This window comes from Halopseudomonas nanhaiensis (assembly GCF_020025155.1).
Classification (GTDB): domain Bacteria; phylum Pseudomonadota; class Gammaproteobacteria; order Pseudomonadales; family Pseudomonadaceae; genus Halopseudomonas; species Halopseudomonas nanhaiensis.
The window spans coordinates 851,430-875,932 of sequence record NZ_CP073751.1; the positions used below are offsets into that span (position 1 = coordinate 851,430).

Here is a 24,503-nt window from a genome sequence, read left to right on the forward strand (position 1 = left end):
GATTCGCCCGACACTCGCTGCCATCATAGTGGGCAGGAAAGGGACTAAGGAGCAGGCCGTCGATGCCGCCGACCGGAATCACCGAAGCTGATCACGTAGTCGTGATCCAGCTTACAGACAGTCATCTGTTTGCCGACCCCGCCGCGCGCCTGCTGGGACTGGACACGCACGCCAGCCTTCAGGCCGTTATCGACGACGTGCTCGCCAACCAGTCTCGCATCGACAGGGTGCTCGCCACCGGAGACATCACCCAGGATGGCAGCGAGTCCGGGTACCGTCGCTTCATTGCAGCCGTCGAGCGGCTGCCTGCACCGTGCCACTGGATTCCCGGCAACCACGATGACGCCGTCCTCATGGAAACACTTGGACGACCGACGGGGCTATGGCAAGACTGGATCGATGTAGGCAGCTGGCGGATCGTCATGCTCGATTCGAGTGTGGCCGGTTCGGTAGCCGGGCATTTCGGAGAACAGCAGTTCGCGCGTCTCGACGCTGCGCTTTCCAGCGCTGGTGATCGGCATGTGATGGTCTGCCTGCACCATCATCCGGTGTCCATCGGCAGTGACTGGATGGAGCCACTGGGGCTGCGCAACGGGCAACGTCTCCTGGCACGTCTGGACGGCGCTGACCAGGTGAAGGTGGTATTGTGGGGGCACATACATCAGCAGTTGGACGAGCGCCGCGGAAATCTGCGTCTGCTGGCCACGCCCTCGACCTGTGTACAGTTCGCCGAGCACAGCACGGACTTCGCTACCGATACGCTCGCGCCGGGCTACCGTTGGCTGAAACTGTTCAACGATGGGCGGATCGAGACCGGCGTGATCCGCCTCGCAGCCGGCAGCTTTCTTCCGGAAGAAGGTGCCAGCGGCTACTGAGCGTTCCGGACCTTTGGCTGTTGCAGCCAGACTGGCCCGGCCTGCAGGATCTATCCAAGGATAATCAGACGATCTATGTCCCAATCGACCTATAACGCCGACGCGCTGGAAGTACTCAGCGGCCTGGATCCGGTCCGCCGTCGTCCCGGCATGTATACCGACACAACGCGTCCGAACCACCTGGCTCAGGAAGTGATCGACAACAGTGTTGATGAGGCGCTGGCTGGTCACGCTCGCACCATCAGCGTCATTCTGCACGCCGACAATGCCCTTGAGGTGAGTGACGACGGTCGCGGGATGCCGGTGGATATCCATCCGGAGGAAGGCGTCTCCGGTGTCGAGCTGATCCTTACCCGGTTGCACGCAGGCGGCAAGTTCTCCAACAAGAACTATCAGTTCTCCGGCGGTCTGCACGGGGTGGGCATCTCAGTGGTGAACGCGCTGTCGCTGCGGGTGGAAGTACGCGTCAAGCGCGACGGCCAGGAATATGGCATCGCCTTTGAAAACGGCGAGAAAGTCAGCGAACTCGATGTGATCGGTACGGTTGGCAAGCGCAACACCGGCACCAGTGTGAAGTTCTGGCCGAATGCGGACTACTTCGATTCGCCTCGCTTCAGCCTCAGCCGCCTCAAGCATCTGCTCAAGGCCAAGGCGGTCTTGTGCCCCGGGCTGCGGGTGGATTTTGACGACCGGCAAAACGGCGAACAGGTCAGCTGGTTCTATGAGGACGGCCTGCGCGATTATCTGATCGATGCCTGCTCGCAATGGCCGCGCCTGCCGGAGGAGCCCTTCACCGGCAGCCTGGCCGGAAGCAAGGAAGCGGTTGACTGGGCAGTCTCCTGGTTGCCCGAAGGCGGCGAGTTGGTGCAGGAAAGCTACGTCAATCTGATTCCCACTGCGCAGGGCGGTACGCACGTCAACGGTCTGCGCTCCGGTCTGCTCGAGGCAATCCGCGAGTTCTGCGAGTTTCGCAATCTGTTGCCGCGAGGCGTCAAGCTGGCGCCGGAAGACGTCTGGGAGCGGGTCAGCTATGTGCTTTCGCTGAAAATGGCCGAGGCACAGTTTTCCGGGCAGACCAAGGAAAGGCTGTCCTCACGCGAGTCCGCGGCCTTCGTGTCCGGCGTGGTGAAGGATGCATTCAGCCTGTGGCTCAATCAGCACGCTGACATCGGCCAACAGCTGGCCGAAATGGCCATCAATCACGCCAGCCGCCGGCTCAAGGCCGGCAAGAAGATCGAGCGCAAGCGCATTACCCAGGGCCCGGCGTTGCCCGGCAAGCTGGCTGATTGCGCCGGGCAGGACAGTCGTCGGTCGGAGCTGTTTCTCGTCGAAGGTGATTCCGCCGGCGGCAGTGCCAAGCAGGCCCGGGACAAGGAGTTCCAGGCCGTCATGCCGCTACGCGGCAAGATTCTCAACACCTGGGAGGTCGAGTCCGGGCAGGTTCTCGCCTCACAGGAAGTGCACGACATCGCCGTGGCCATCGGCGTCGACCCCGGCTCGGAAGATCTGTCCCAATTGCGCTACGGCAAGATCTGCATCCTCGCTGATGCCGACTCCGACGGGCTGCACATTGCCACGCTGCTGTGTGCATTGTTTGTTCGGCATTTCCGCAGGCTCGTCGAGGCCGGACACGTCTTCGTCGCCATGCCGCCGCTGTATCGGTTGGATGTAGGCAAGGAAACCTTCTATGCGCTGGATGATGCGGAGAAGCAGGGCGTCATCGATCGGATCCAGGCAGAAAACAAGCGTGGCAAGGTTCAGGTCACCCGCTTCAAGGGTCTTGGCGAAATGAACCCCTTGCAGCTGCGTGAAACCACGATGGCACCCGATACCCGGCGGCTGGTCCAGTTGACCATTGAAGATCCGGTCGGTACCGAAGCGCTGATGGACATGCTTCTGGCAAAGAAGCGTTCACCGGATCGCAAGCAGTGGCTGGAGGAGAAGGGCAACCTCGCCGAGGTCCTGTTGTGATTCGAGCCGGTTCCGGCTTGCTCATCGCTGCCTTGCTGAGCTCTGTCAGTCCGGCTCTGGCCGCTTTCGAGCGGGCGACCGAGCTGATGCTGGAGCAGGCCGCGCCGATAAGCGGCATGGAGCGTGGCAATCTTTCCGGCGTCACCCGGTGCGAGGGGCGCTGGCTGGCGGTATCCGATCGAGAGGATACACGGCTGTTCGTCCTTCACCCCGAAGAGGAGCGCTGGCGGGCGGAGCAGGAACCTTTCGATCTGCCGGAATCTCGACCCTCGATTCTTCCCCTCCATCTGATGGCGGGTGCCTGGATACGTAGCTTGAGTGGCCAGGCGATGGATTTCGAAGCGATCACCTGTGACGATGCCGGCAATCGCTACCTGTTGAGCGAGAGTCTTCTTGGTGTGTTGCAATTGCCGCCGCACGGGCAGACCGAGTCGCCGGCCACCGCTAGCTGGTTGAATCTGGGCGAGACGTTCTATCAGCAAGGGGTCGAAGCGGGCCTGTGGCAGCAGGTCAATGCAACGGCCGAAGGGCTGGCGCTATCGGCCGACGGGCAAACCCTGTGGCTTGCCGCAGAGCGACTGTCCCGTGGCCTGGTCCGATTGCAGAAGCAGGATGATCGCTGGCGCTGTCCGGTAGCCGGGTGCGTACTGCTGGCGGAGCGTCGTTATATGCCCGCCGAACCCTTCGGGTCGGGCGTGCTCTCCGCGCACATTCTGTCGCTGGATTTTGCCGATCTGATCCACTGGCGCAAGCGTATCTGGACGCTTGAGCGCAACGAGCATCAGATATGCCGTCGTCATCCGGTGTCCGGCCAGCGTGAGCGCTGCTGGTCCTTCGCCGAAACGCTGCTCAGCCACGCGCATATCTATCCGGACGCGCCGTTCGGCGTCGCCGAAGCGTTGTATATAGACGGCGCAGGCGTGACCATCGGCGTGGATAACAACAACCGCGCCCGTGCCGATGGCGATGCCTCGCCCTGGCTGTTCCGCTTCGCGCTGCCGGATGACTGGGAAGCGGGGTATCAGCATGAATGAGCCGCCGGCCAAGGGCACGCGTCGCGTGGGCACCATCATGCTCGTGCTGGCGTGGGTGATTGGTCTCGCGCTGGCCGCGCAGTGGTTTGCCGGGATCGGGCAGAGCCGACGCAACCCCAACGAGAATCCCGACTCGCGGATCACTGGCGATACCGTTGAGGTTCGCCTTGAGGATAATCGCAACGGGCATTACGTGCTCAGCGGCGAAATCAACGGCGTCATGGTGACGCTGCTGCTGGATACCGGCGCGACCATGGTCGCTGTGCCAGCGCAACTGGCTGGCGATCTTGGGCTTGATCGTGGCGCATCGTTCATGGTGTCCACTGCCAACGGCATGGCAGAGAGCTTCCGCACGCGGATCGACACGCTGCGCATTGGCGATATCGAGCTGCGCGACATCGACGCGGCGATCGTCCCGGGCATGGGTGGTGACGAGGTGCTGCTCGGCATGACCGCACTGCGCCAGCTCGACTTTACTCAGCGCGGCGGTGAGCTGGTGCTGAAACAGACATTGACAGAGACAAACCGATGAGTGACAGCCTGGACCTGAGCATGGAAGGCGTTGAACGCCGCTCGTTATCTTCGTTTACCGAAGAAGCGTACCTCAATTATTCGATGTACGTGATCATGGACCGTGCGCTGCCGCACATCGGCGACGGACTCAAGCCGGTGCAGCGCCGCATCATCTACGCGATGAGCGAGCTGGGACTGTCGGCCACGTCCAAGCACAAGAAATCGGCGCGCACGGTCGGCGACGTGCTGGGCAAGTATCACCCGCATGGTGACTCCGCGTGCTATGAGGCAATGGTGTTGATGGCACAGCCTTTCTCCTACCGGTATCCGCTGGTGGACGGGCAGGGCAACTGGGGCGCCCCGGACGATCCCAAATCCTTCGCCGCCATGCGTTACACCGAAGCGCGACTGGCCCGCTACAGCGAGGTGCTGTTGAGCGAACTTGGGCAGGGCACGGTCGACTGGCAGCCGAACTTCGACGGCACGATGGACGAACCGATGGTCCTGCCGGCGCGGCTGCCCAACCTACTGCTCAACGGCACCACCGGCATTGCCGTCGGCATGGCCACCGACGTCCCGCCGCATAACCTGCGCGAAGTCGCGGCGGCGTGCGTGAGGCTGCTGGACGATCCTGGCGCCGGACTGGACGAGCTCTGCGAACATATCCAGGGCCCGGACTTTCCGACCGAGGCGGAGATCATCACTCCGCGGCAGGATCTGCTGAAGATGTACGCCACCGGCCGAGGGTCGGTACGTTGCCGCGCCGTCTGGATCAAGGAGGAAGGCGAGGTCGTCGTTACCGCGTTACCTCATCAGGTCTCCGGCTCGCGCATCCTCGAGCAGATCGCTGCGCAGATGCAGGCCAAGAAACTGCCGATGGTCGCTGATCTGCGAGACGAGTCGGACCACGAAAACCCCACCCGGATCGTCATCGTCCCGCGCTCGAATCGGGTCGACCTCGAAGATCTGATGCAGCACCTGTTCGCCACCACCGACCTGGAAACCAGCTACCGGGTCAACATCAACGTGATCGGGACGGATGGGCGGCCTGCAGTGAAGGATCTGCGCAGCCTGCTTGGCGAGTGGCTCGGATTCAGGGTCGGCACGGTACGACGCCGGCTGCAGTACCGGCTGGACAAGGTGCTGGCGCGGCTGCATCTGCTCGAAGGTTTGTTGATCGCCTTTCTGAATATCGATGAAGTCATCCACATCATCCGCACCGAGGAAGAGCCGCGTGCCGAGCTGATGTCGCGCTTCGGCCTGACCGAGCTGCAGGCCGACTACATCCTTGATACGCGTCTGCGTCAATTGGCCCGCCTGGAGGAAATGAAGATCCGCGGCGAGCAGGACGCGCTCGCCGCGGAGCGGGACCAGTTGCAGAAGGTGCTCGGCAGCGAGAAGCTGTTGCGTAACAAGGTCCGGGACGAACTGATCGCCGACGCCGAGGCCTATGGCGACGCTCGCCGTTCACCGTTAGTGGAGCGTGCCGAAGCCCGGGCACTGTCCGAGACGGAGCTGGTGCCGAGCGAACCAATCACCGTGGTGCTGTCGGAGAAGGGCTGGGTGCGCGGCGCCAAGGGTCATGACGTGGATGGACCGGGCCTGTCGTACAAGGCTGGCGACAGCTTCCTCGGTCAATCGGCCGGGCGCACAAACCAGCAGGCGGTATTCATCGATTCGACCGGTCGCAGTTATTCCCTGCCGGCACATTCGCTGCCCTCTGCCAGGGGGCAGGGCGAGCCTCTGACCGGGCGCCTGAGTCCGCCGCCCGGGGCGAAGTTCGAAAGTGTGCTGGTGCCCGACGAGCAGGCGCTCTATCTGCTGGCTTCGGACGCGGGCTACGGCTTTGTGGTGCAGGGTTCTGACATGCTGGCGAAGAACAAGAATGGCAAGACGCTGCTGAACGTGCCGGAGGGCGGCCGCGTCATGGCGCCGCTGCCGATAGGTCAGCGTGAAAGTGATCAGGTTGTCGCACTGTCGAACGAGGGACGGCTACTGGTTTTCCCGGTGGCCGAGCTGCCGCAGTTGTCCAAGGGCAAGGGCAACAAGATTCTCTCGGTACCCTCTGCGCGCGTGCGTAGTCGCGAGGAATTCGTGTTGGCGCTGACTGTACTGCCCGAGAACGCCAACCTGGTGCTGAGTGCCGGAAAGCGTACCCTGACGCTCAAGCCATCCGATCTGGAGCATTACCGCGGCGAGCGGGGCCGCCGCGGCAACAAGCTGCCGCGCGGCTTTCAAAAGGTCGATGCCATCAGCGTCGACAGTTGATCCGGCAGGCGCCCTGCCTAGTCGGGGCGCTGACTGTACAGCTGGTTCAGATTGCGCTCGACAAGGGTCTGATAGGGCTCGTTGAGCCGCTCCACGCAGTAGGTGCCGGACTGGCTCGCCAGCTTGCGTATCACCGCCCGGTCGCGGGTGGCGGGTTGGCCGGCGAGCTCGGCGTCCAGCAGCAGCAGGTTGCGACTGAACTGCAAAAGCTCAAGCATTCGCGCTGTCTCGTCCACATGGTCCTCGTCCGAAGCCGAGGCTGTTTCCTGACTCTGGTCGAGTGCAAGCTGCAGAAACAGGTTCACGCCGGTATCGGAGATGCTCACCTGGAGCTCATGGCCCAGCACCCGCAACAGCTCGCCACAGCTTAGTGCGCGGGTGAGCTCCTCGAAAGCGTCGTTTTCGTCCGGGCGGAAGGTCAGCACCGTCGTGCCGTCGTCCAGCACGCTCAGTTCACCGCCGTAGATTTCACTGGCCTGATGGACTTGTTGCCGGTAGCGCTCGAGTACTGCCATCAGACGGGGTCGAGGCAGGCGCCGTAGTCCTTCGAGGTTACCCAGCCTGACCGCAAGCATGCTTTGCAGAGCAGCCGGGGCGCTGTCTTCCGGCGCCTCGTCAGCCTCGGCGGTTCCTGCAAGTGCGGCGCTTTCGGCAAGCTGGTCACCGCCAGCAGCGAGCGACTGCGGCGAGGCGTCGTCGTCCGTTTCGTCTATGGTGCCGATGGCGCTGCCGCCGGGGCGATCCGCAGCGTCGTCAGCGGTCGGTTCACTTTCGATGGCGACTGCCGGAACGGTCTCGGTGATCAGCGGGACGTCAGAGGTATCGACGACTTCGGCTTCGGCTTCCGATTCGGCTGGCTCAGGGGCCGGCGGTTCGGGCATATCGATGATCCGCCGCTCAGCGAGCCGACGGGCGAGATCGCCCAGTTCATCCTTTCTGCTAGCGCCAGGCGCCGGTTGCTCCGCGTCGCCATGGTAGCGGCCGAGACCCACCAGTACGCTGCGCATGCGCAGCGCCAGCCGCCAGGCGACGAGGCCTGCCAGCAGCGCGATCGCGACGATACTGATGAGCAGCAGACGCAGCAGGTTGCGGCTCGGACCGGCCAGTGGCTCGGCAGCCAGACTCAGATGCAGTTGCCCGGTCACGGCGTCCTGATAATGAATCGCAGCGATAAATCTGCCCTGGCCGGGGGCCAGGCGATCGCCGGACGTGCGTTGTCCGGCCTCCGCCACCACGCGATTGTCCAGCGTGTAGACGGCGGCATGGGCGATGAGCGGGTTCTGGTCCCATTGCGCCAGGATGATGTTGAGACTGAGATTGTCGTTGTCCGCCATCGGATCGGAAACCGACGCCGCCACCTGGCGGGCAAGCTCGCGACCGACGGCATCTGCCTGGGTGGCCATGTCCTGCTGGAGCTTTACATAGCCGAGGCCCAGCGACAGCGCGAACACCGCCATCAATGGCAGCACGGCAAGCAGTACCAGCGTGCCGGTCAGCCGTACACTCTTGCCTTTGAGCGACGCGTAGAAGCGGAGAAAGATATTGTCGGAAGCGGGTGATGAACGATTCAAGGGGCGACTCGGCGTTGATCTGTAGTGGGCTGCGCCCGGAAAAGCGCCGGCCGGAAAGCCTTGCAGTATAGCCCCTTCGCCATTGGGTAAAAAGGCGTGGCGCTGTAAGCGCGGCGCTATTTGCAGGTAGAATACGGCACCTGATTAGCTGCTGGAGCCTCGTCTTGAACGAAATCGTCCTGATCAATATCACCGGTCCTGACCGGCCCGGCCTTACGGCAGCAATCACCGGAATTCTTGCGCGTGCCAATGTGAGGATTCTGGATATCGGGCAGGCCGTTATACATGACACGCTGTCGTTCGGAATTCTCGTGGAAATGGCAGGCGATACCGGCCTCTCCGACGTACTGAAGGATGTGCTATTCCGCGGCTACGAGCTCGATCAGCAGGTACGTTTTACTCCGGTCAGCCCGGAGGAATATGGCCGCTGGGTGACCGGTCAGGGCAAGCCGCGCCACATCGTCACGCTGCTGGCGCGCCGGATAACCGCCGAACATATCGCCCGGGTCAGCGAGATCACCGCGCGTTACGGTCTGAATATCGATCATATCGATCGGCTTTCCGGCCGGATACCCGAAGGTCTGCCCGCAGATCAGGGCAAGGGTTGTATCGAATTCTCCGTGCGCGGCGAGCCTGCCGATCCGGCGGCCCTGCGTGCCGAGTTCCTGGCTATCGCCCAGGAACTCAATGTCGACATCGCCTTTCAGCAGGACAGCATATTCCGCCGCAATCGACGTCTGGTGGTGTTCGACATGGATTCGACGCTGATCGACGCCGAGGTCATCGACGAACTCGCCAAGGCCGCCGGCGTGGGTGACCAGGTCGCGGAAATTACCGAGCGCGCGATGCGGGGCGAACTGGACTTCAAGGCCAGCTTCCGCGAGCGGATGGCGTTGCTCAAGGGGCTGCCGGTGGATGTGCTCGAGGACATCGGTGCTGCGCTACGTTTGACCGAAGGCGCGGAGACGCTGATTGCCCAACTGCGCAGGCTTGGATACAAGACGGCGATCCTGTCCGGCGGTTTTGTGTACTTCGCCGAAAAGCTGCAGCAGCGGCTGGGTATCGACTATGTATTCGCCAACGCCCTGCCGGTAGTGGATGGACTGGTGACAGGTGAGGTGCAGGAGCCGATCGTGGACGGTCAGCGCAAGGCTGACCTGTTGCGCGAGCTGGCTGCCCGGGAAGGCATCAGTCTGGAGCAGACGATCGCCGTAGGCGACGGCGCCAATGACCTGCCGATGCTCGCCATCGCAGGATTGGGCGTTGCCTTTCGCGCCAAGCCATTGGTGAAGCAGTCCGCCAAACAGGCGATTTCCACGCTGGGCCTTGACGGCATTCTCTATCTACTGGGATTCCGCGACCGGGACGGGCACTAGGCAACCTTTCCGCCGCTCAGTCGGCGGAAAAGTCGTAGTTCATGGTCTCGCTGGGGGCCTGCAGGTAATAGCCCTGAATGTAATTGACGCCGGCCTGCCACAGCGTAGGCATCATGGTCGCGCTGTCGACGAAGGGCACGATGGTCAGTTTTCCCTGGCCATGCAGTGTGGTGACCATTCCCTTGAGCGTCTCCACTGACTCAGGAGTGGAGAGATCGCGACTGAAGGATCCGTCGATCTTCACATAGTCCACATGCACATGCTTGAGCGATGCATAGGGGTTGAGCGCGCACCCGAAGTGGCTGAGCGACACCTTGCAATGGATGGCGCGCAACGCTTCGGTGAACGCCTTGGCCTGCTTGAGGTACGTGTTCACGTCGGCGTCATTGAACTGGAAGATCAGCGCGTCCATGGGCAGGCGCGCTTCCTTGAGGACTGTCGAAATCCAGGGAATCAGATCCAGATCCTGCAGACTCGCGCTGTTCAGGTTGAGGATCAGTCGCGTGTCTGCGTTGGTCACCCGGTGTGCAGCGAGCTGCTTGACCGTCGTACTGATGAGCCATTTGTCCAGATCGCCTGCCATGCCCGCATCGAGGGCAGCCGGAAGGTAATCGCCAGCCGGCACTTCCTCGCCCTGACTGTTCAGTAGACGCAGATAGACTTCATATTGCGCCGAGTTGTCGCCCCGCAGACTGATCACCGGCTGATACTGCAGCTTGAACGCGTTGGTTTCCAGCGTGTGGCTGATCAATGCGATCAGATTGCCGCGGTTGGCCTGATGGGCCAGCTCCTCCAGCGGATTGAACACCTTGATGGCATTTCCGCCTGCCTGGGAGATCTGGTCGGCCAGGCGATGACTGCGGTCAAGTGCAAGACTTGGATCAGGGTTGGTTTCGCTGAGCGTGGAGACGCCCATGCTGACGGTGACCTGAACGGTGCGACCATTGGCTTCGAACAGATTGGCCTCGATCTGCTTGCGTAGCGTTTCCAGCAGGTCGGCGACGCCATCCGGTTCCTTGCCGGCGAGCAATACCGTGCAGGCATCGTCACCAAAGCGCGCCATGAGCGTGCCTTCGGCAAAGTAGCGTTTCAGCGTGTCGGCAATGTCGGCCAGGATCATGTCGGCGCCGCCGATACCGATCTCCGCCTGGAGGCTGTTGAACGAATCGATGCTGACATACACCAGCGTGCTCGGTTGGCCCTGGCGCACGACCGCCTCGCTGACCGACTCAAGCTGCTCCTGGAAATAGGCTCGGTTGAACAGGCCGGTGACCAGATCCTGCCTGGCCATTTCCTTGAGTTTTTCCTCGAACTCGGCGCTGGCCGTCTCCGCGCGGATGACGACCTGCGTGCAGGGCTCGCCATCGTAGCTGGCGGGAGAGAACGCCAGCATGATGGGAAATTCTTTGCCCTCGACGTCTACCGCGCTGCAGCGCATTTCGTTCTGCTCGCCGCGGTCGATGTAATGACGGAGGAAGTCCTTGAATGCGACCTGATCCTTGGCGGCAATCAGGCCCACCATGGGCTCGGCGGCAAGATCGTCGGGATCAGCGTAGCCGAAGAGCCGGATATAGGAGCGGTTGGCATAGATGTGCATGCCGTCGTGGACGTAGGCGATGGCATCCACCGAGCTGTCGAGCAACAGCTGACAGCGCTTTTCGGTCTCGCGCAGTGTCTGTTCGGCAATGCGCCGCTGACGACGCGCTTCGAGATTGGCCAGTTCACGTTTGGCAACCAGTACCAGAGCCGCATCGGAATCGGCGGGGATCGCGTCCTGCATGCCGTTGCGCATTGCTTCGACACGGGTCTGTGTGTCCGCCTGGGGCGTCAGCAGTATGAAAGGGATATCACGTTCCTGACCAATGATGTGCGCCGCTTCGGCCGCGCTCATCACGCTGGTTTCCGGCACGGCCAGACATAGATCCCAGGTCTGCTGCAATGATTCATGCAGGTCTTCGACCGATGTGATGCGATGGGCGCGAGTGGCCTTGCCGGCGTTTCGCAGTACGCTGACCAGGCGCTCGGCATTGTTCTGCGAGTCGTCGAGAATCAGCAGCCTGATAGCATTATTGTCTGTGCCCATTGTCTTCCGCGCTGAGGGCGGCTATGCCCTGAATCCTATGCAGGTCTCTGAATTTACAGAGACTTCCACAGTGAGTCAAAGTCATCTTCACTGCTCTTGGTATAGGAGATAGTGCCGTCTTCGTTTTTCGGTTTTTCGTCCTGCACCTGCTCAAGCAGGCGGTATTCGAACTGGCTGAAGCTCCCCGTAGCGGCGACCCGGTCAACCAGCTGGCCGCGCATTTCCTTTCCGGCCTGCAGCAGCATGACCTTGCTATGGACCTGGAACGACAGTCGCGGCGTGATCAGCGTCGCCGGCCGATCGATGGCTGACACTTCCGGCAGCATGAGCGCCCGCAGCCACTGGCTGGGCTGTTCGGTCTTGCGCAGCAGTTTGACGGCGCAGGGCGTGCAGTGCGGTGCGATCAGCTCGATGCCCATTTGCGTCCCGCCCCCGCGTACCTGACGAATCCAGCGGACCACTGCCAGCGACCAGTCGTGTTCGTTGTCTTCCTGGACGCCAAGCAGCTCGCCGGCCTGAAGCTGTTTCGGCACGTCCTTCGGCCAGGTCAGGCAGAAGCCGCCCGGGCTGTGGTTGACGATCGGCAGCACATGGATCGGGTAGTTTTCGTCGTCTTCTTCGCTCTCGGCCTCGCCGGGCAGCGTCTTGTAATCAATCTGCTCGACACCGGATGGCGACCAGTCGAGCGACTTGTCGCCATCGAAGGCGCTGCCCCAGGCATCCTGGCGCGCCCGCTGAGCTGCGTCGGAAAACGGATTGAGCTCGTGTTCATCGGCATCGATCATTCTGGCAAAGCTTACCCGGGCGATGCGGAAGTGCGTTGCACTCATGCCGATGCTGATCTTGAGCTGACCCCGGCCGGGCACACGATTGAACGTGCGCTCGGCCAGATCACCCCAGGACTGACTGACATGCTGCAGCAGCTCAATGCCGAATCCGTCAGGGACTCGGAAGCCACCCCGGGCTTCGGTGCCGTTGAGCATGAATTCCTTGATGCTGTCGACCAGTCGCTGCGTATCCAGGCCGATGCTCTGGCTCAGGTCTTCGTCGCGGATCAACGAACGATACCGCGGCGGGCAATCCATGTCCGGATTGATGATGAACAGGGCACGCTGATCCTCGGGGTCGACCAGTTCGGCCAGCTTGCTCCAGTCTTCGAGCGTGGCGAACAGTTTGCCCATCGCGCTCTGACGCATCTGGTTGGGCCGTGCGGCGCCCATCAGCAAGGCCACGATGTAACATTGTTCGATGGTCAGCTGACCGTTGGCGGCACTCTCACTGTCGCTCACCGGCTGCTTGTGCAGGTTGCGGTTGACTGCCAGTTGATAGAGATGATGCAGCTCTAGCCATATGCCGTCGGCCACCGGGCAGTAGAGCTGGTAGGCGCGCAGCAGCGGACCGCACAATCCACGCATGGCGCGCTGGATGGCGAGCGTCGTGAGGCTGGCGTGATCCCGCGAGCGAATGCTGCGCTCCTGAAGAACCACGATCTTGTAGCCGTTGGCCAGATGGTTCTGCAGTGCCTGCGACAGATTGGCAACCTTGCGCGGCTTGTCCTCCAGGACGATCGACTGCCCGAGGTAGTATCGCGAGAGGGCGGTGCATACGTAGTGCACTTCCGGACGGATGCGCTCGAGCATCGCCAGGCGCTTGTCCGGGGCGATGCTGAGCTGGTTCAGCTCGATCAGTCCCTGATAGAGCTGACGTGCGGTCTCGCCAATGTTTGCCTTCGGCAGGTTGGACAGCCATTGGGCTATGCCTTTCTCGCTGGACTCGGCAAAGCTGAGAGCGGTGAGCGTTTGTTGCGGTATGCGCAGGGTCAATCTTTGCTGTGTGCTATCCATAACAGTCGTATCCGATGCAAGCGGTTCAGGCCGTCCCGTGCGTTACGGGGTCCAGCGGGCCGGAGTCCATGCCGTCACTCTAGCAGCAAAGTCCCTGGCTGGGTAAGCAGAGTTTCCTACCCTGCAGACCCTGGAGAAAGGTGTTCAATCAAGCGATACGGGCTGGTCTGCGAGCAGCGAAACCGGGAGCGGAACCTTCCCCGATTCGCCGGCTACCTCGCGTACGAGCCGGGGTACCAGAAAGCCTGGCAGGCGGGTCATCATGCGGCCTACCAGTGCGATCGCCTGATCATCGGGTACATGGAAATGCCGCGCGCCGCGCACCTGATCGAGAACGTGCAAATAATAGGGCAAAATGCCATGATCGCCTAGGCTCTCGCTTAACGCTATCTGTTCGGTCAGCGTATCGTTCACTCCGCGCAGCAGTACGGCCTGGTTGAGCAGCGTGACCCCGGCTCTGCGCAGCCGATGCACCGCCTCGGCCACCTCCCCATCCAGCTCGTTGGCATGATTGCAGTGCAGCACCATGGTAACCGGCAGCCGCGTGCCACATAGCGCCTCCAACATGTCCGGCGTAACCCGCTGCGGTATGACGATCGGAAGGCGCGTATGCACCCGTAACCGGCGGACATGGCCGATGGAAGCGATCTCCCGGGTCAGCCAGGCGAGTCTCCGGTCGTTGGCGGCGAGTGGATCCCCGCCGCTGTAGATGACTTCGGCGATGCTCTGGTCATTGCGGATGTAATCCAGCGCGTCCTGCCATTCGCTGGTGCTCAATGCATTCTCCGCATAGGGAAAATGCCGGCGGAAGCAATACCGGCAGTTCACCGCGCAGCCGGCGCTGACCACCAGCAGCAGCCTGCCGTGGTATTTGTGAATGATCCCTGGCCGCGCATTGGCGTGCTGCTCGCCGAGGGGGTCGAGCACGTAGCCGGGCTGTTCGACGAGCTCTTCTCCGATGGGAAGCACCTGGCGCAGAAGCGGGTCGTCCGGATCTCCACGGCGCATACGCGCCAGATAGGGTTCGGGCACTCTCAGCGCGAAGTCCCTCGCAGCCGCAAGCGCCGCGGGCAGCAGCTCCTGACTCAGACCCAGCCGACGCAGCAGCTCTGCCGGCTCGGTAATGCTGCCGGCAAGCAGGGATTGCCAGCTGACAGACTCAACAGGCGCTGAAGATACATGTATCATTGGCGTTTTTCCGCGCATGGGTGGCAGGACATCCGTCGGGCATTGCATAGCTAAGCCGGGCTGAAACCCCAAGGTCAGCGCGTTTCGGATGGTTCCGTTCAAACTGTAAGTGGGAAATGTATGGCCAATTATTCTACCAACGAATTCAAGCCGGGTCTTAAGGTGATGCTCGACGGCGATCCTTGCTCGATCCTGGAAAACGAATACGTGAAGCCGGGCAAGGGCCAGGCGTTCAACCGCGTCAAGGTTCGCAACCTGAAGACCGGCCGCGTGAACGAGCGCACGTTCAAGTCGGGTGACTCGCTGGAAGGCGCAGACGTCATGGACCGCGAGATGGAGTTCCTCTACAGCGATGGCGAGTTCTGGCATTTCATGGCTACCGATGGCTCCTTCGAGCAGGTTGGCGCTGATGAAAAGGCTGTTTCGGACACCATCAACTGGCTGAAAGAGCAGGTCGTTTATCAGGTTACCCTGTTCAACGGTGCGCCGATTGCGGTTACGCCGCCAAACTTCGTCGAGCTGGAAGTGGTCGAGACCGACCCGGGCGTGCGGGGCGATACGTCAGGCGGCGGCAACAAGCCGGCCAAACTGGTGACAGGTGCGGTGGTCAAGTGCCCGCTGTTCATCAACGTTGGTGATGTGCTCAAGGTCGACACCCGCACCGGGGACTACGTCGGCCGCGCCTGATCGTTGCATCAGTGTTGCAATGAACCGGGGCCTCGCCCCGGTTTTTTATGTCCGCAGGAGACCCTTATGGCCGAATGGCAGCCTAGTGCCTCGCTCGACAACCTGCGCGCGCGCGCAGCGATCGTCGATCAGATCCGCCGGTTCTTCGCCGAGCGCGAGGTGCTTGAGGTCGAAACACCGGCGCTCTCCCGGGCGGCGGTGAGCGACCCGCACCTTTTTCCGTTCGTGACGCCGTTCGAGCCGGAGGGCGGTGGTGAACATTCGTTGCTGTATCTGCATACCTCGCCCGAGTACCCGATGAAGCGATTGCTGGCTGCCGGTAGTGGTGCGATCTGGCAGTTGTGCAAGGTGTTTCGTAATGGTGAAACGGGTTCGCGGCACAATCCCGAGTTCAGCATGCTGGAGTGGTACCGTCCGGGCTTCGATCATCATCGATTGATGGACGAAGTGGCTGAACTCGTCAGAGCGGTGATTGGTTGCCCGCCGATTCACAAGGTGACCTACTCGAGTCTTTTCGCCGGTCAGCTTGGGCTTGATATACATGATTGCGCTGTCGCTGAACTCGCCCGGCTAGGCCGTGCGCAATGCGGGTTTGAAGGCGAGCTGGATCGCGACGGCTGGCTGAACCTGCTTTTTTCGCACTGCATCGAGCCTGCGCTGATCGAGCCGACGATGGTCTATGCCTTTCCGACCTCGCAGGCGGCACTTGCCCGGATCGTCGAGGAAGACGACGCGGTGCCCTGCGCAGCGCGCTTCGAGTTGTTCATCAAAGGTATGGAGCTGGCAAACGGGTATTACGAGCTGACCGATGCGGCGGAGCAGGCGTTGCGCTTCGAGGCCGATCAGGCCCGGCGCAGCCAGCTTGGCAGGCCGGTACTACCGATCGACGACAACCTGGTCGCGGCGTTGCGCCATGGTTTGCCAGACTGCGCTGGTGTGGCGCTGGGCGTCGACCGGCTGATTATGCTGGCGCTCGGGGCCACGCGCATTGATCAGGTAGTGGCGTTCGCCATGGACCGCGCCTGACCGGCTAAGGCGCTCAGGCCTCGCCAGCCTGCCTGCCGATCAATTGGCCCATGCGCAGGAAGTCGCCTGCGCCCAGCCCGGCATCCCAGCTGGTGCGGCCGGCAGGGAACAGCACGACAACCGTCGAGCCGAGCTTGAAGCGGCCCATCTCCTCGCCGCGGGCAAGGCTAGGTGCAACTTCGTTGTAGCGCCGGCTGTGCAGTTGGCGGCGGGTCGGTGCAATCTGTCCGGCCCAGACGGTCTCGATCGCCGCGACGATCATCGCGCCGACCAGTATCACCGCCATCGGGCCGGCGGGCGTGTCGAACAGGCACACTGCGCGCTCGTTGCGGGCGAAGAGCCGGGGTACGTTTTCTGCGGTCACCCGGTTCACCGAAAACAGATCGCCAGGCACATAGATCATCTCGCGCAGGGTGCCGCTGAACGGCATGTGTACCCGATGGTAATCGCGGGGCGATAGGTAGACCGTGGCGAACTGACCGCCTTGAAACAGCGCGGCATGCTCGGGATTGCCGCCGACCAGCTCCAGCAGGCTGTAGCTGTGGCCCTTGGCCTGGAAGATGCGACCATGCTCAATGGTCCCGAGCTGACTGATCACGCCGTCGGCTGGGCTGACAACGCAGCGCTCGTCGCCCTCGATCTCCCGCGCGCCCGGTTTGAGCTCGCGGGTGAAGAAATCATTGAAGGAGGCGTGCGTGGTGGGGTCATGCTCCAGCGCTTCGCTCATGTCTACCTGATAGCGTTTGACGAACCAGGTGATGAAGGCATTCTTCAGCCAGGGCCACCTGCAATCGGCGATCCTGCCCGCAGCTCTCGAGATGAGGTGCTGCGGAAGCAGATATTGAAGGATGATAAACAAGCGATCGCGCATGCGGATTCCTCAGGGTTCAACAGGGGTGTCGGGATGATTGCCCCACTCGGACCACGAGCCGGCATAGGCCTTGACACTGGGGTAGCCGAGAATGCGGGCGACGAGATAGGTGAATCCGGATCGATGGTGGGTCTGGCAATGGGTGACGATGTCCTTGTCCGCCGTGATACCCAGTTGCTCCAGCTGTCGCTGAATGTCCTCGCGGATGCGCAGCCCGCGCTGTGGGTCCATCCCGGCGGTCCATTCGAAGTTGACCGCGCCTGGTATGTGGCCACCCTTCTTGGCGAGCACCTTCTGGGCGCTGTATTCCTCCGGCGACCGTGCATCCCAGATAACCCGGTGGGCCTCTCCCAACCGCGCCTTCACCTCATCCAGGGTAGCGGTGTAGTCAGCATTCACTTCCAGCACCGGCTGCGTAGGCTCGACCTGGTTGGGCTCGGTCTCGAGCGGAAGACCTTCGGCCTGCCAGGCGTGAATTCCACCATTGAGATAGCTGTACGCATGGTGCCCGATCGAGTCGAGCAGCCAGGCAAAGCGCCCGGCCCAGCCGCCACCTTCGTCATCGTACAGGATGTAGTGCAGATCCGGATGGTGGCCTATGGTGCCGAGAATCTGTACCAGTTGGTCCTCCTCGGGAAGCAGTCCGGGGACGGGCGCCGGCGAGGTGATGCTGCCTGGGGCGACATGCACGGCGCCGGGGATGTGGCCGGCAAGATACTGATCGGATTTGCACAGATCGACGAGTCGAAATTGTCTGGCCTCGAGCGGCTGCGGTAGCTGCTCTGGCTCGATGAGCATTGGAAGGGAAGACATGTGGGCTCCGCGTCTGTGAGTGTCAGGCTCTGGTCTTGAACGCTTCCAGCGCCCTGAGAAGGCAATCGACCGTTTTGATCAGCGCTGCCGCCCGCTTGTCGTCAAGCAGGGGCTGATCTGGCCCGTTACTGGTGTAGACCAGTCCGAGAAGGGCGCCGTTCAGCATCAGCGGCAGCAGATGATACGAGCGGTCGGAGCTGATGGTCTTCAGCGGAGCCGGCAGCAACGACGCCAGCCGTGTTTGCGCCTGCCGGTCCATATCATGCCGCGTCGAGCTGGCTAGCCAGTCGCCCCATGCATTGCCACGGCACGGGCCCAATGCGGTGCCGGTGGGCCGATCGTCGCCTGAATAGCCCGCGCTGACACTGATCACCAACTGCTGCTGGCGACCATTATACAGTGCTATCCAGCATTCACTCACGCCCAACCCCTCAATGATTGCATTGAGCGCGGTGGACATCAGGTCTGCCAGGGTGGCGAACCGGCTAGGCCGGTTCAGCAGGTCAGCGCAATGGCGCCGCCATGCGGCCGGATCGGCGCGCTGGCCTCTCGTCGAGGAATCGTTCGGAGGTGTGGCGTGAGAAGCGCGCGTATTGCAGCGGGTAGCCCGGGGCCACAACAATGCTTCGGCAGGGTGCCACAGCCCTGCCTTGCTGCTTTGCCGGTGTGCGCTGGCCACCGCGTTTTCATGCGTGTCGCGCTGCACTGCGGGCAGCGCCGCGCCCAGGTACAGGGCGATGAGCTGTTGCCAGCGCCGGGTATGGCGTGCTTCCCAGTCGTGATGGCTGGCGAGCGCGATGCCGTTGGTCATCAATAGACTGTTGGCTGGCTGGGTGAGCCATCGGTAGAGCTGTTTGTCGGCATCCAGTTTGAGCTGTTGTTCATGGGGGTGATCGGTATCACGGGCGATATGCAGCGCTTTGACGATCGTCTTGCGACTGGTGCCAAGGGAGCGATAGCCCTGCAGGATCCAGGGCGGCAGCCACCAGTCTTCGGCGATCTGCTGGGCCAGCGCCAGGACGTCGGAGCTGTCGAGAAAGACCGCATCGGCCTTCGAGCGAAAGGCATCGGGGAACAGGTGGCGTGCGTCCCACTGCTCGAACATGTCCGGGCGCGTGTAGATCATTGCCCAGCAGGGGGCCAGGAACAGCAGACAAGCCAGAGACATCTCATGCCACAGTCGGGCCATACGGTGGGCAAACAGACCATGAGCCTGCATCTGGGCGTGTTCGCTGATGCTCAGCAGCTGCCGGTAGGCGAGTGGCAGCTCGTCTTGTTCGATTGTCGGGATGGATTTGAGAACCAGCGCGAGACGCTGGGTGCCCAGCAGACCGCAAGCCTGCTCGAGCGTCAGAATGTCGATATCCCGGGAGCGGGCCGACTCGCCAGCGGCTCTGCATATCTGCAGGGCGACCACCGGTGCCTGCATGATCTCGCGGGTGAACTCGGTAATGCTGAGCAGATCGCTTTCAAGCAGACCGATCAGGCGTTCCAGCTGATTTTTTTCCGCCGGCAACACGATTTTACTCAGGCTTTGGCGCAGGGTGCCGATATCGTCATCAATGCCGAGCGGTGTCTGGGCTGGGATCATGCTGTCGGCAACCTATATACTGAACGGGCTTTTTCCGCAGACTATAACGCGAACGATGCAACTTTGCTGCCACCGGAAAGCCCCTTCCAGATTTCTTTCGTGAGATACAACGGCCTATGCTGAAAATTGCCGGATTCCTTGTTGTCATCGGCTGTGTGCTGGGTGGCTTTGTACTATCGAAAGGTCAGTTGGCGGCGCTGTGGCATCCCAACGAGATTCTGATCATTGGCGGCGCGGCATTCGGCGCGTTCCTCGTTGCCAACAACATGGCCACGGTAAAGAAGGTATTCGCCAAGGTGCCGGCGGTTCTGTTCGGTCATCGTTTTGGCAAGCCGTTTTATCTGGACGTGCTCGGCGTGCTGTACGAGATCCTCAACAAGTCCCGCCGTGAGGGCATGATGTCGATCGAGGCGGATATCGAGGCGCCGGCCGAAAGCCCCATCTTCAGCAAATATCCGGCGATCCTGAAAGACAAGCACATGACCGAGTTCATCTGCGACTACCTGCGGATCATGTCCAGCGGCAACATGGCGCCCCACGAGCTGGAAGCCCTGTTCGATGTGGAAATCTCCAGTCTTACCGAAGAGCTGCAGGGCCCCTCCCATGCGGTCACACGGGTCTCCGACGCGCTGCCGGGCTTCGGTATCGTCGCGGCAGTGTTGGGTATCGTGATCACCATGGGCATCCTTGGCGACGCAGACAACGCCCAGATCGGTGAAAAGGTCGCCACTGCTCTCGTCGGAACCTTCCTGGGTATTCTCGCCGCCTACGGCTTCGTCGGACCTTTTGCGGCGGCGATGGAGCATGAGGCGACCGAGGAGGCGAATACCTACGAAGCGATCAAGATGTGCCTGGTTGCCAGCGCCCAGGGTCTGCCGCCGGCCCTTGCGGTAGAGTTCGGCCGCAAGGCGCTGTTGCCGGAACATCGGCCAAGCTTCACGGAGCTGGAAGAGTCGGTGAAGGGGCGCTAAACGGTGGACAACAGCCAGCCGATCATCGTCAAGCGCATCAGCCGCAAGGCCGCAGGCCACCATGGTGGCTCCTGGAAGATCGCCTTCGCCGACTTCGCCGTGGCGATGATGGCTTTCTTTCTGGTGATGTGGCTCCTGTCCACGGCGACGCCGGAACAGCTGAAGATGATCTCCGGTTATTTCAACGATCCCATCGGCTTTTCCGAAGGCGGCAGCCCCTTCGCGATCGATCTGGGCGGCACGCCCACGGTATCGCCCCAGGAAACGCTGAACGATGCCGAATTCGACGACACGCCGTTGCCACTCAGTCCCGATACGGTGGAGCAACTCGCCGAGCAGGCCGAGCAGAAGCAACTCGATCTGCTGCTGCAGGAGTTGCAGAACCGCATCGATACCGAGCCGGTACTGCAGAAGTTCAAGGACCAGATATTGCTGGAGATCACTGCCGACGGGCTGCGTATTCAAATTGTCGATGCGGAGAATCGCCCGATGTTCGCCAGCGGCAGTCCGCAGTTGCAGCCGTATTTCGAGGAAATCTTGCTCGCGCTCAGTGACACCATCGCCAAGGTGCCGAAGAAGATCAGTATCGGCGGGCATACCGACGCGCAGCCGTTCCGCGGCCGGGCTGGCTACGGTAACTGGGAGCTGTCGGCAGAGCGCGCCAACGCCGCAAGGCGCACATTGCTGGTAGCGGGCTACCCGGAAGAACAGGTCGCTCGGGTGGTGGGGTATGCCGACTCGGCGCTGTTCGACCGCGCCAACCCGCTCAACCCGGTCAATCGGCGCATCGATATCATCGTCTTGAACAAGCGCGCCGAAGACCAGCTGCTGGATGCCGGAGGGTCGGCTCCAGCGGATGCACCTGAATCGGCAGAGGAGAGCAAAACGTCTGTTGAGCCACCCTTGCCTTCCGCCGAGGCGGAGCCCGCGAAGTCAGCCGGTCAGGAACCCGGTCCTGCCGACATGCCGGCAGCCGCCCCGCGCTCGCTCAACCTGTTCGACGATGCCGGTCGCCTGCAGGAGCTCGACCAGCCTTGATCAGTCCTTGGCGAGGGTCGCCAGGATGTGCCGGTAACTCTCCATTCGCAGCGGGCTGATCTTCCCGTCCCCCACTGCGCCAAGCAGGGCGCAGCCGGGCTCGTGAAGATGCTGACAGTCGCGAAAGCGGCACAGGCCGAGAAACGGACGGAACTCGATGAAGCCTTCCAGCAGTTCCTGGCGGCTTATGTGCGTGAGCCCGAATTCGCGGATGCCCGGCGAGTCGATCAGATCGCCCCCTGCCGGGAAGTGGAACAGCTTCGCTGTGGTGGTGGTGTGGGTGCCCTTGGCGGTGGTCTCGGACAGCGCGCCAACACGCAGATCCACCCCGGGTAGCAGCACATTGATCAGCGACGACTTGCCCACGCCCGATTGCCCAACGAAAACACTGATTCGATCCTTCAATGCCTCCCTCAGGCCGTCCAGCCCTTCGCCCGATCCGGCCGACAGGCACACGGTCTGGTAACCCAGCTCTGCGTAATCGTCCAGCCAGGCGCGAATGTGCACAAAGTCGCCGCCGTCCAGGAGGTCGGCCTTGTTCAGAACCAGAAGCGGTTCCAATCCGGACTGCTCTGCGGCGACAAGGTAGCGGTCGATCAGATTGGTGTGCGGGGTCGGCAGCGGCGCGAAGACGATAACCAGACGGTCGACGTTGGCCGCCACCGGCTTGAGCTGACCGCGATGATCCGGTCTGTACAGCTCGCTGTGACGAGGCAGGTGTGCAACGATCACGCCGCCTGCCTGGTTGTCCGGCCGCCATACGACCCGGTCGCCGGTGACCAGTGCAGGCAGGTTGGCACGTCGATGGCAGCGTCTGATGGTGCCGGCCGAGGGCCCCTGGGTGGCCTCGACGTCCACCTGCACCCCGAAATGTGCAATGACCAGCCCCTCTTCCTCGGGGCCAAGATCGCCGCCCAGGAGCTTTTCGGCGGCCAGTTCGCCGCGGCGGCCGGCGCGCTCGCTGCGCTCGTCCTGGATCTTCTGGATACGCCAGTTCTGGCGGCGGGTCAGATTGCGTTTGGCCATGGCTCGGGGGGTCATTGGAATATGCCGCAGTCTAGCATGCAGCGCTTATACTGATGGCACTCAACTTCGCACAGGACATTTATGCAGAACGCCGACAACCTGATCTGGATCGACCTGGAAATGACCGGCCTCGATCCAGACAACGATGTGATCATCGAAATTGCCACCATCGTGACCGACTCGCAGCTCAACGTGCTCGCCGAGGGTCCGTCGATGGCGGTCAAGCAGCCGGACGCGCTGCTGGACGGAATGGATGAGTGGAATACCCGCCAGCATGGGCAGTCCGGCCTTACGCAGCGCGTCAAGGACAGCACCATCAGCCTTGCCGAAGCCGAGCGGCTGACCATCGACTTCCTGAGTCAATGGGTGCCCGCGGGTCGCTCGCCGATGTGCGGCAACAGTATCTGCCAGGATCGGCGCTTTCTGTATCGCGGCATGCCCGAGCTGGAGCGCTATTTCCATTACCGCAATCTGGATGTTTCGACGCTGAAGGAGCTGGCCGCGCGCTGGGCGCCGGAGGTCAAGAACGGCTTCCACAAGCAGAGTACGCATCTGGCCATGGACGACATCCGCGACTCCATCAACGAGCTCCGGCACTACCGGGAACATTTCATTCGCTATTGAGGCGCACGCCAGAGATGTCGCTGGGATGCGACTACGGGCGCATCGTCATGCCGCGCCGTGTTGCGCCAGCGCCCATTCGACGTGCTCGCGCACCAGCTCGGATGAATGATGTCGTCGGCTGCGCAGTGCTTCGATTACCGGAATGCTGGCGCTGGCGTTACCCAGCCCGACGGCAAGATTGCGCAGCCAGCGTTCGTAGCCGATGCGCCTGATCGGCGAGCCCTCGGTGTTGCGCAGAAAGTGCTCCTCATCCCAGCGAAACAGCGACACCAGGTCTGCCTGGTCGAGGTCGTGACGCGGAGAAAAGTCCGCCTCGCCCGTTGGGCGAGCGAAGCGATTCCAGGGGCATACGAGCTGGCAGTCGTCGCAGCCGAAGACGCGATTGCCCATCTTTGGGCGCAGCTCTTCGGGTATGGCGCCCTTGAGCTCGATGGTCAGATAGGAAATGCAGCGTCGAGCATCGAGAACGCGATCGCCGACGAAGGCATCGGTCGGACATTTATCCAGACACGCAGTGCAGCTGCCGCAGTGTTCCTGCAGATACGGCGCATCAGTCGGCAGCGGCAGGTCGGTATAGAGCTCTCCGAGAAAGAAAAAGCTGCCGGCCTTGCGGTTGATCAGCATAGTGTTCTTGCCGACCCAGCCAAGCCCGGCACGGCCTCCCAGCGCGCGCTCCATCACCGGGGCGCTGTCGACGAAGGCGCGGAATCCGAACGGACCGATCATGGCCTGGATCTGCTCGGCCAGTTGCTGCAGGCGCTTGCGCATCAGCTTGTGATAGTCGCGGCCCAGGGCATATCGCGATACATAAGCCGTGTCCGGCTGGGCCAGCCGCCGCACCATATCGCTGTTAGCCGGTAGGTAATCCATGCGCACCGAGATGACCCGCTGGGTGCCGGGGACCAGCTCGGCCGGCCGGGTGCGCTTGCTGCCATGGCTGGCCATCCACTGCATCTCGCCATGGAACCCGGCGCGCAGCCAGGCGTCGAGCCAGGCTTCATGCTCGGTGATGTCCGGCTCGCTGATGCCGGTCTGTTGAAAGCCGAGTTCCGTGGCGGATTCGCGGATACGCTCGGCCAGCTCGGCGTAATCGATCGGGGTATCTGGCATGGAAGGCTGGGGTCGAATGCAGG

The 24,503-nt window shown here is 62.2% G+C and carries 20 protein-coding genes; 11 read left to right on the forward strand and 9 right to left on the reverse strand.

What is annotated here, in order from left to right:
• Nucleotides 1-62: 62 nt before the first annotated feature.
• The 5 genes from cpdA to parC all read left to right on the forward strand — a co-directional run bounded on the left by cpdA (nucleotide 63) and on the right by parC (nucleotide 6,661).
• Nucleotides 63-875 carry a 3',5'-cyclic-AMP phosphodiesterase gene (gene cpdA, locus KEM63_RS03805; RefSeq protein ID WP_223654874.1) on the forward strand — a complete coding sequence of 271 codons (813 nt, stop codon included), beginning with the start codon at nucleotides 63-65 and terminating at the stop codon, nucleotides 873-875.
• Between the two features lie 75 nt (nucleotides 876-950).
• A complete protein-coding gene (parE, locus tag KEM63_RS03810; RefSeq protein WP_223654875.1) occupies nucleotides 951-2,846 on the forward strand; it encodes a DNA topoisomerase IV subunit B in 1,896 nt (631 codons plus the stop codon).
• Nucleotides 2,843-3,880, forward strand: a complete 1,038-nt coding sequence (locus KEM63_RS03815; protein ID WP_223654876.1) for an esterase-like activity of phytase family protein — start codon at nucleotides 2,843-2,845, stop codon at nucleotides 3,878-3,880. The genes parE and KEM63_RS03815 overlap by 4 nt, the downstream gene beginning before the upstream one ends.
• A complete protein-coding gene (locus tag KEM63_RS03820) occupies nucleotides 3,873-4,412 on the forward strand; it encodes a retropepsin-like aspartic protease family protein (RefSeq protein ID WP_223654877.1) in 540 nt (179 codons plus the stop codon). Before KEM63_RS03815 ends, KEM63_RS03820 begins: the two co-directional genes overlap by 8 nt.
• Nucleotides 4,409-6,661: a DNA topoisomerase IV subunit A gene (gene parC, locus KEM63_RS03825; protein WP_223654878.1), complete on the forward strand. Its 2,253-nt coding sequence runs from the start codon at nucleotides 4,409-4,411 to the stop codon at nucleotides 6,659-6,661. Before KEM63_RS03820 ends, parC begins: the two co-directional genes overlap by 4 nt.
• Nucleotides 6,662-6,678: 17 nt before the next feature.
• On the opposite strand, the gene KEM63_RS03830 is transcribed toward parC, so the two are convergent.
• Nucleotides 6,679-8,232, reverse strand: a complete 1,554-nt coding sequence (locus KEM63_RS03830; protein ID WP_223654879.1) for an AhpA/YtjB family protein — start codon at nucleotides 8,230-8,232, stop codon at nucleotides 6,679-6,681.
• A gap of 164 nt (nucleotides 8,233-8,396) precedes the next feature.
• On the opposite strand from KEM63_RS03830, the gene serB reads away from it, so the two are divergent.
• Entirely contained in the window at nucleotides 8,397-9,608 is a 1,212-nt protein-coding gene (gene serB, locus KEM63_RS03835; RefSeq protein WP_223654880.1) for a phosphoserine phosphatase SerB, read from the forward strand.
• Between the two features lie 16 nt (nucleotides 9,609-9,624).
• Here the strand turns inward: serB and KEM63_RS03840 are convergent, their stop codons facing one another.
• The 3 genes from KEM63_RS03840 to epmB all read right to left on the reverse strand — a co-directional run bounded on the left by KEM63_RS03840 (nucleotide 9,625) and on the right by epmB (nucleotide 14,723).
• Complete coding sequence (locus KEM63_RS03840) at nucleotides 9,625-11,691, reverse strand: EAL domain-containing response regulator (RefSeq protein WP_223654881.1); 2,067 nt, start codon at nucleotides 11,689-11,691, stop codon at nucleotides 9,625-9,627.
• Between the two features lie 53 nt (nucleotides 11,692-11,744).
• Complete coding sequence (locus tag KEM63_RS03845) at nucleotides 11,745-13,535, reverse strand: molecular chaperone (protein WP_223654882.1); 1,791 nt, start codon at nucleotides 13,533-13,535, stop codon at nucleotides 11,745-11,747.
• Nucleotides 13,536-13,679: 144 nt separating this feature from the next.
• The gene (gene epmB / locus KEM63_RS03850) at nucleotides 13,680-14,723 is read right to left on the reverse strand and encodes an EF-P beta-lysylation protein EpmB (protein ID WP_223654883.1); all 1,044 of its coding nucleotides are present in this window, start codon (nucleotides 14,721-14,723) and stop codon (nucleotides 13,680-13,682) included.
• Between the two features lie 120 nt (nucleotides 14,724-14,843).
• Here epmB and efp point away from each other — a divergent pair, with 120 nt between their 5' ends.
• Together efp and epmA are read left to right on the forward strand one after the other, a co-directional pair.
• Nucleotides 14,844-15,410 (forward strand): elongation factor P, encoded by a 567-nt coding sequence (gene efp / locus KEM63_RS03855; protein WP_223654884.1) that lies wholly within the window; start codon nucleotides 14,844-14,846, stop codon nucleotides 15,408-15,410.
• Nucleotides 15,411-15,476: 66 nt separating this feature from the next.
• Complete coding sequence (gene epmA / locus KEM63_RS03860) at nucleotides 15,477-16,436, forward strand: elongation factor P--(R)-beta-lysine ligase (protein ID WP_223654885.1); 960 nt, start codon at nucleotides 15,477-15,479, stop codon at nucleotides 16,434-16,436.
• A gap of 13 nt (nucleotides 16,437-16,449) precedes the next feature.
• Here the strand turns inward: epmA and asd are convergent, their stop codons facing one another.
• From asd to KEM63_RS03875, 3 genes are read right to left on the reverse strand one after another with little or no spacing between them, the layout of a single operon-like run.
• Nucleotides 16,450-17,307, reverse strand: a complete 858-nt coding sequence (gene asd, locus KEM63_RS03865; protein ID WP_223654886.1) for an archaetidylserine decarboxylase — start codon at nucleotides 17,305-17,307, stop codon at nucleotides 16,450-16,452.
• A 9-nt stretch (nucleotides 17,308-17,316) separates the two neighbouring features.
• Nucleotides 17,317-18,120 (reverse strand): rhodanese-like domain-containing protein, encoded by an 804-nt coding sequence (locus tag KEM63_RS03870; protein WP_223654887.1) that lies wholly within the window; start codon nucleotides 18,118-18,120, stop codon nucleotides 17,317-17,319.
• A 22-nt stretch (nucleotides 18,121-18,142) separates the two neighbouring features.
• A complete protein-coding gene (locus KEM63_RS03875) occupies nucleotides 18,143-19,711 on the reverse strand; it encodes a hypothetical protein (RefSeq protein WP_223654888.1) in 1,569 nt (522 codons plus the stop codon).
• 116 nt (nucleotides 19,712-19,827) lie between these two features.
• Between KEM63_RS03875 and motA the strand changes: the two genes are divergently transcribed.
• Together motA and motB are read left to right on the forward strand one after the other, a co-directional pair.
• Complete coding sequence (motA, locus tag KEM63_RS03880; protein ID WP_223654889.1) at nucleotides 19,828-20,682, forward strand: flagellar motor stator protein MotA; 855 nt, start codon at nucleotides 19,828-19,830, stop codon at nucleotides 20,680-20,682.
• Between the two features lie 3 nt (nucleotides 20,683-20,685).
• The gene (gene motB, locus KEM63_RS03885; RefSeq protein WP_223654890.1) at nucleotides 20,686-21,720 is read left to right on the forward strand and encodes a flagellar motor protein MotB; all 1,035 of its coding nucleotides are present in this window, start codon (nucleotides 20,686-20,688) and stop codon (nucleotides 21,718-21,720) included.
• Here motB and rsgA read toward each other — a convergent pair whose 3' ends face one another.
• Nucleotides 21,721-22,746 (reverse strand): small ribosomal subunit biogenesis GTPase RsgA, encoded by a 1,026-nt coding sequence (gene rsgA, locus KEM63_RS03890; protein WP_223654891.1) that lies wholly within the window; start codon nucleotides 22,744-22,746, stop codon nucleotides 21,721-21,723. It lies immediately after the preceding gene.
• A gap of 81 nt (nucleotides 22,747-22,827) precedes the next feature.
• Between rsgA and orn the strand changes: the two genes are divergently transcribed.
• Nucleotides 22,828-23,370 carry an oligoribonuclease gene (gene orn / locus KEM63_RS03895; protein WP_223654892.1) on the forward strand — a complete coding sequence of 181 codons (543 nt, stop codon included), beginning with the start codon at nucleotides 22,828-22,830 and terminating at the stop codon, nucleotides 23,368-23,370.
• Between the two features lie 45 nt (nucleotides 23,371-23,415).
• Here orn and queG read toward each other — a convergent pair whose 3' ends face one another.
• Nucleotides 23,416-24,480 (reverse strand): tRNA epoxyqueuosine(34) reductase QueG, encoded by a 1,065-nt coding sequence (gene queG, locus KEM63_RS03900; RefSeq protein ID WP_223654893.1) that lies wholly within the window; start codon nucleotides 24,478-24,480, stop codon nucleotides 23,416-23,418.
• Between the last annotated feature and the right edge of the window lie 23 nt (nucleotides 24,481-24,503).

Coding starts and splice junctions, on each gene's coding strand:
- epmA (WP_223654885.1), top strand. CDS start 15,477: ATGGCCGAATGGCAGCCTAGTGCCTCGCTCGACAACCTGCGCGCGCGC.
- asd (WP_223654886.1), bottom strand. CDS start 17,307: ATGCGCGATCGCTTGTTTATCATCCTTCAATATCTGCTTCCGCAGCAC.
- KEM63_RS03845 (WP_223654882.1), bottom strand. CDS start 13,535: ATGGATAGCACACAGCAAAGATTGACCCTGCGCATACCGCAACAAACG.
- orn (WP_223654892.1), top strand. CDS start 22,828: ATGCAGAACGCCGACAACCTGATCTGGATCGACCTGGAAATGACCGGC.
- cpdA (WP_223654874.1), top strand. CDS start 63: ATGCCGCCGACCGGAATCACCGAAGCTGATCACGTAGTCGTGATCCAG.
- queG (WP_223654893.1), bottom strand. CDS start 24,480: ATGCCAGATACCCCGATCGATTACGCCGAGCTGGCCGAGCGTATCCGC.
- epmB (WP_223654883.1), bottom strand. CDS start 14,723: ATGATACATGTATCTTCAGCGCCTGTTGAGTCTGTCAGCTGGCAATCC.
- KEM63_RS03820 (WP_223654877.1), top strand. CDS start 3,873: ATGAATGAGCCGCCGGCCAAGGGCACGCGTCGCGTGGGCACCATCATG.
- KEM63_RS03840 (WP_223654881.1), bottom strand. CDS start 11,691: ATGGGCACAGACAATAATGCTATCAGGCTGCTGATTCTCGACGACTCG.
- KEM63_RS03875 (WP_223654888.1), bottom strand. CDS start 19,711: ATGATCCCAGCCCAGACACCGCTCGGCATTGATGACGATATCGGCACC.
- parE (WP_223654875.1), top strand. CDS start 951: ATGTCCCAATCGACCTATAACGCCGACGCGCTGGAAGTACTCAGCGGC.
- efp (WP_223654884.1), top strand. CDS start 14,844: ATGGCCAATTATTCTACCAACGAATTCAAGCCGGGTCTTAAGGTGATG.
- parC (WP_223654878.1), top strand. CDS start 4,409: ATGAGTGACAGCCTGGACCTGAGCATGGAAGGCGTTGAACGCCGCTCG.
- motA (WP_223654889.1), top strand. CDS start 19,828: ATGCTGAAAATTGCCGGATTCCTTGTTGTCATCGGCTGTGTGCTGGGT.
- KEM63_RS03870 (WP_223654887.1), bottom strand. CDS start 18,120: ATGTCTTCCCTTCCAATGCTCATCGAGCCAGAGCAGCTACCGCAGCCG.
- rsgA (WP_223654891.1), bottom strand. CDS start 22,746: ATGGCCAAACGCAATCTGACCCGCCGCCAGAACTGGCGTATCCAGAAG.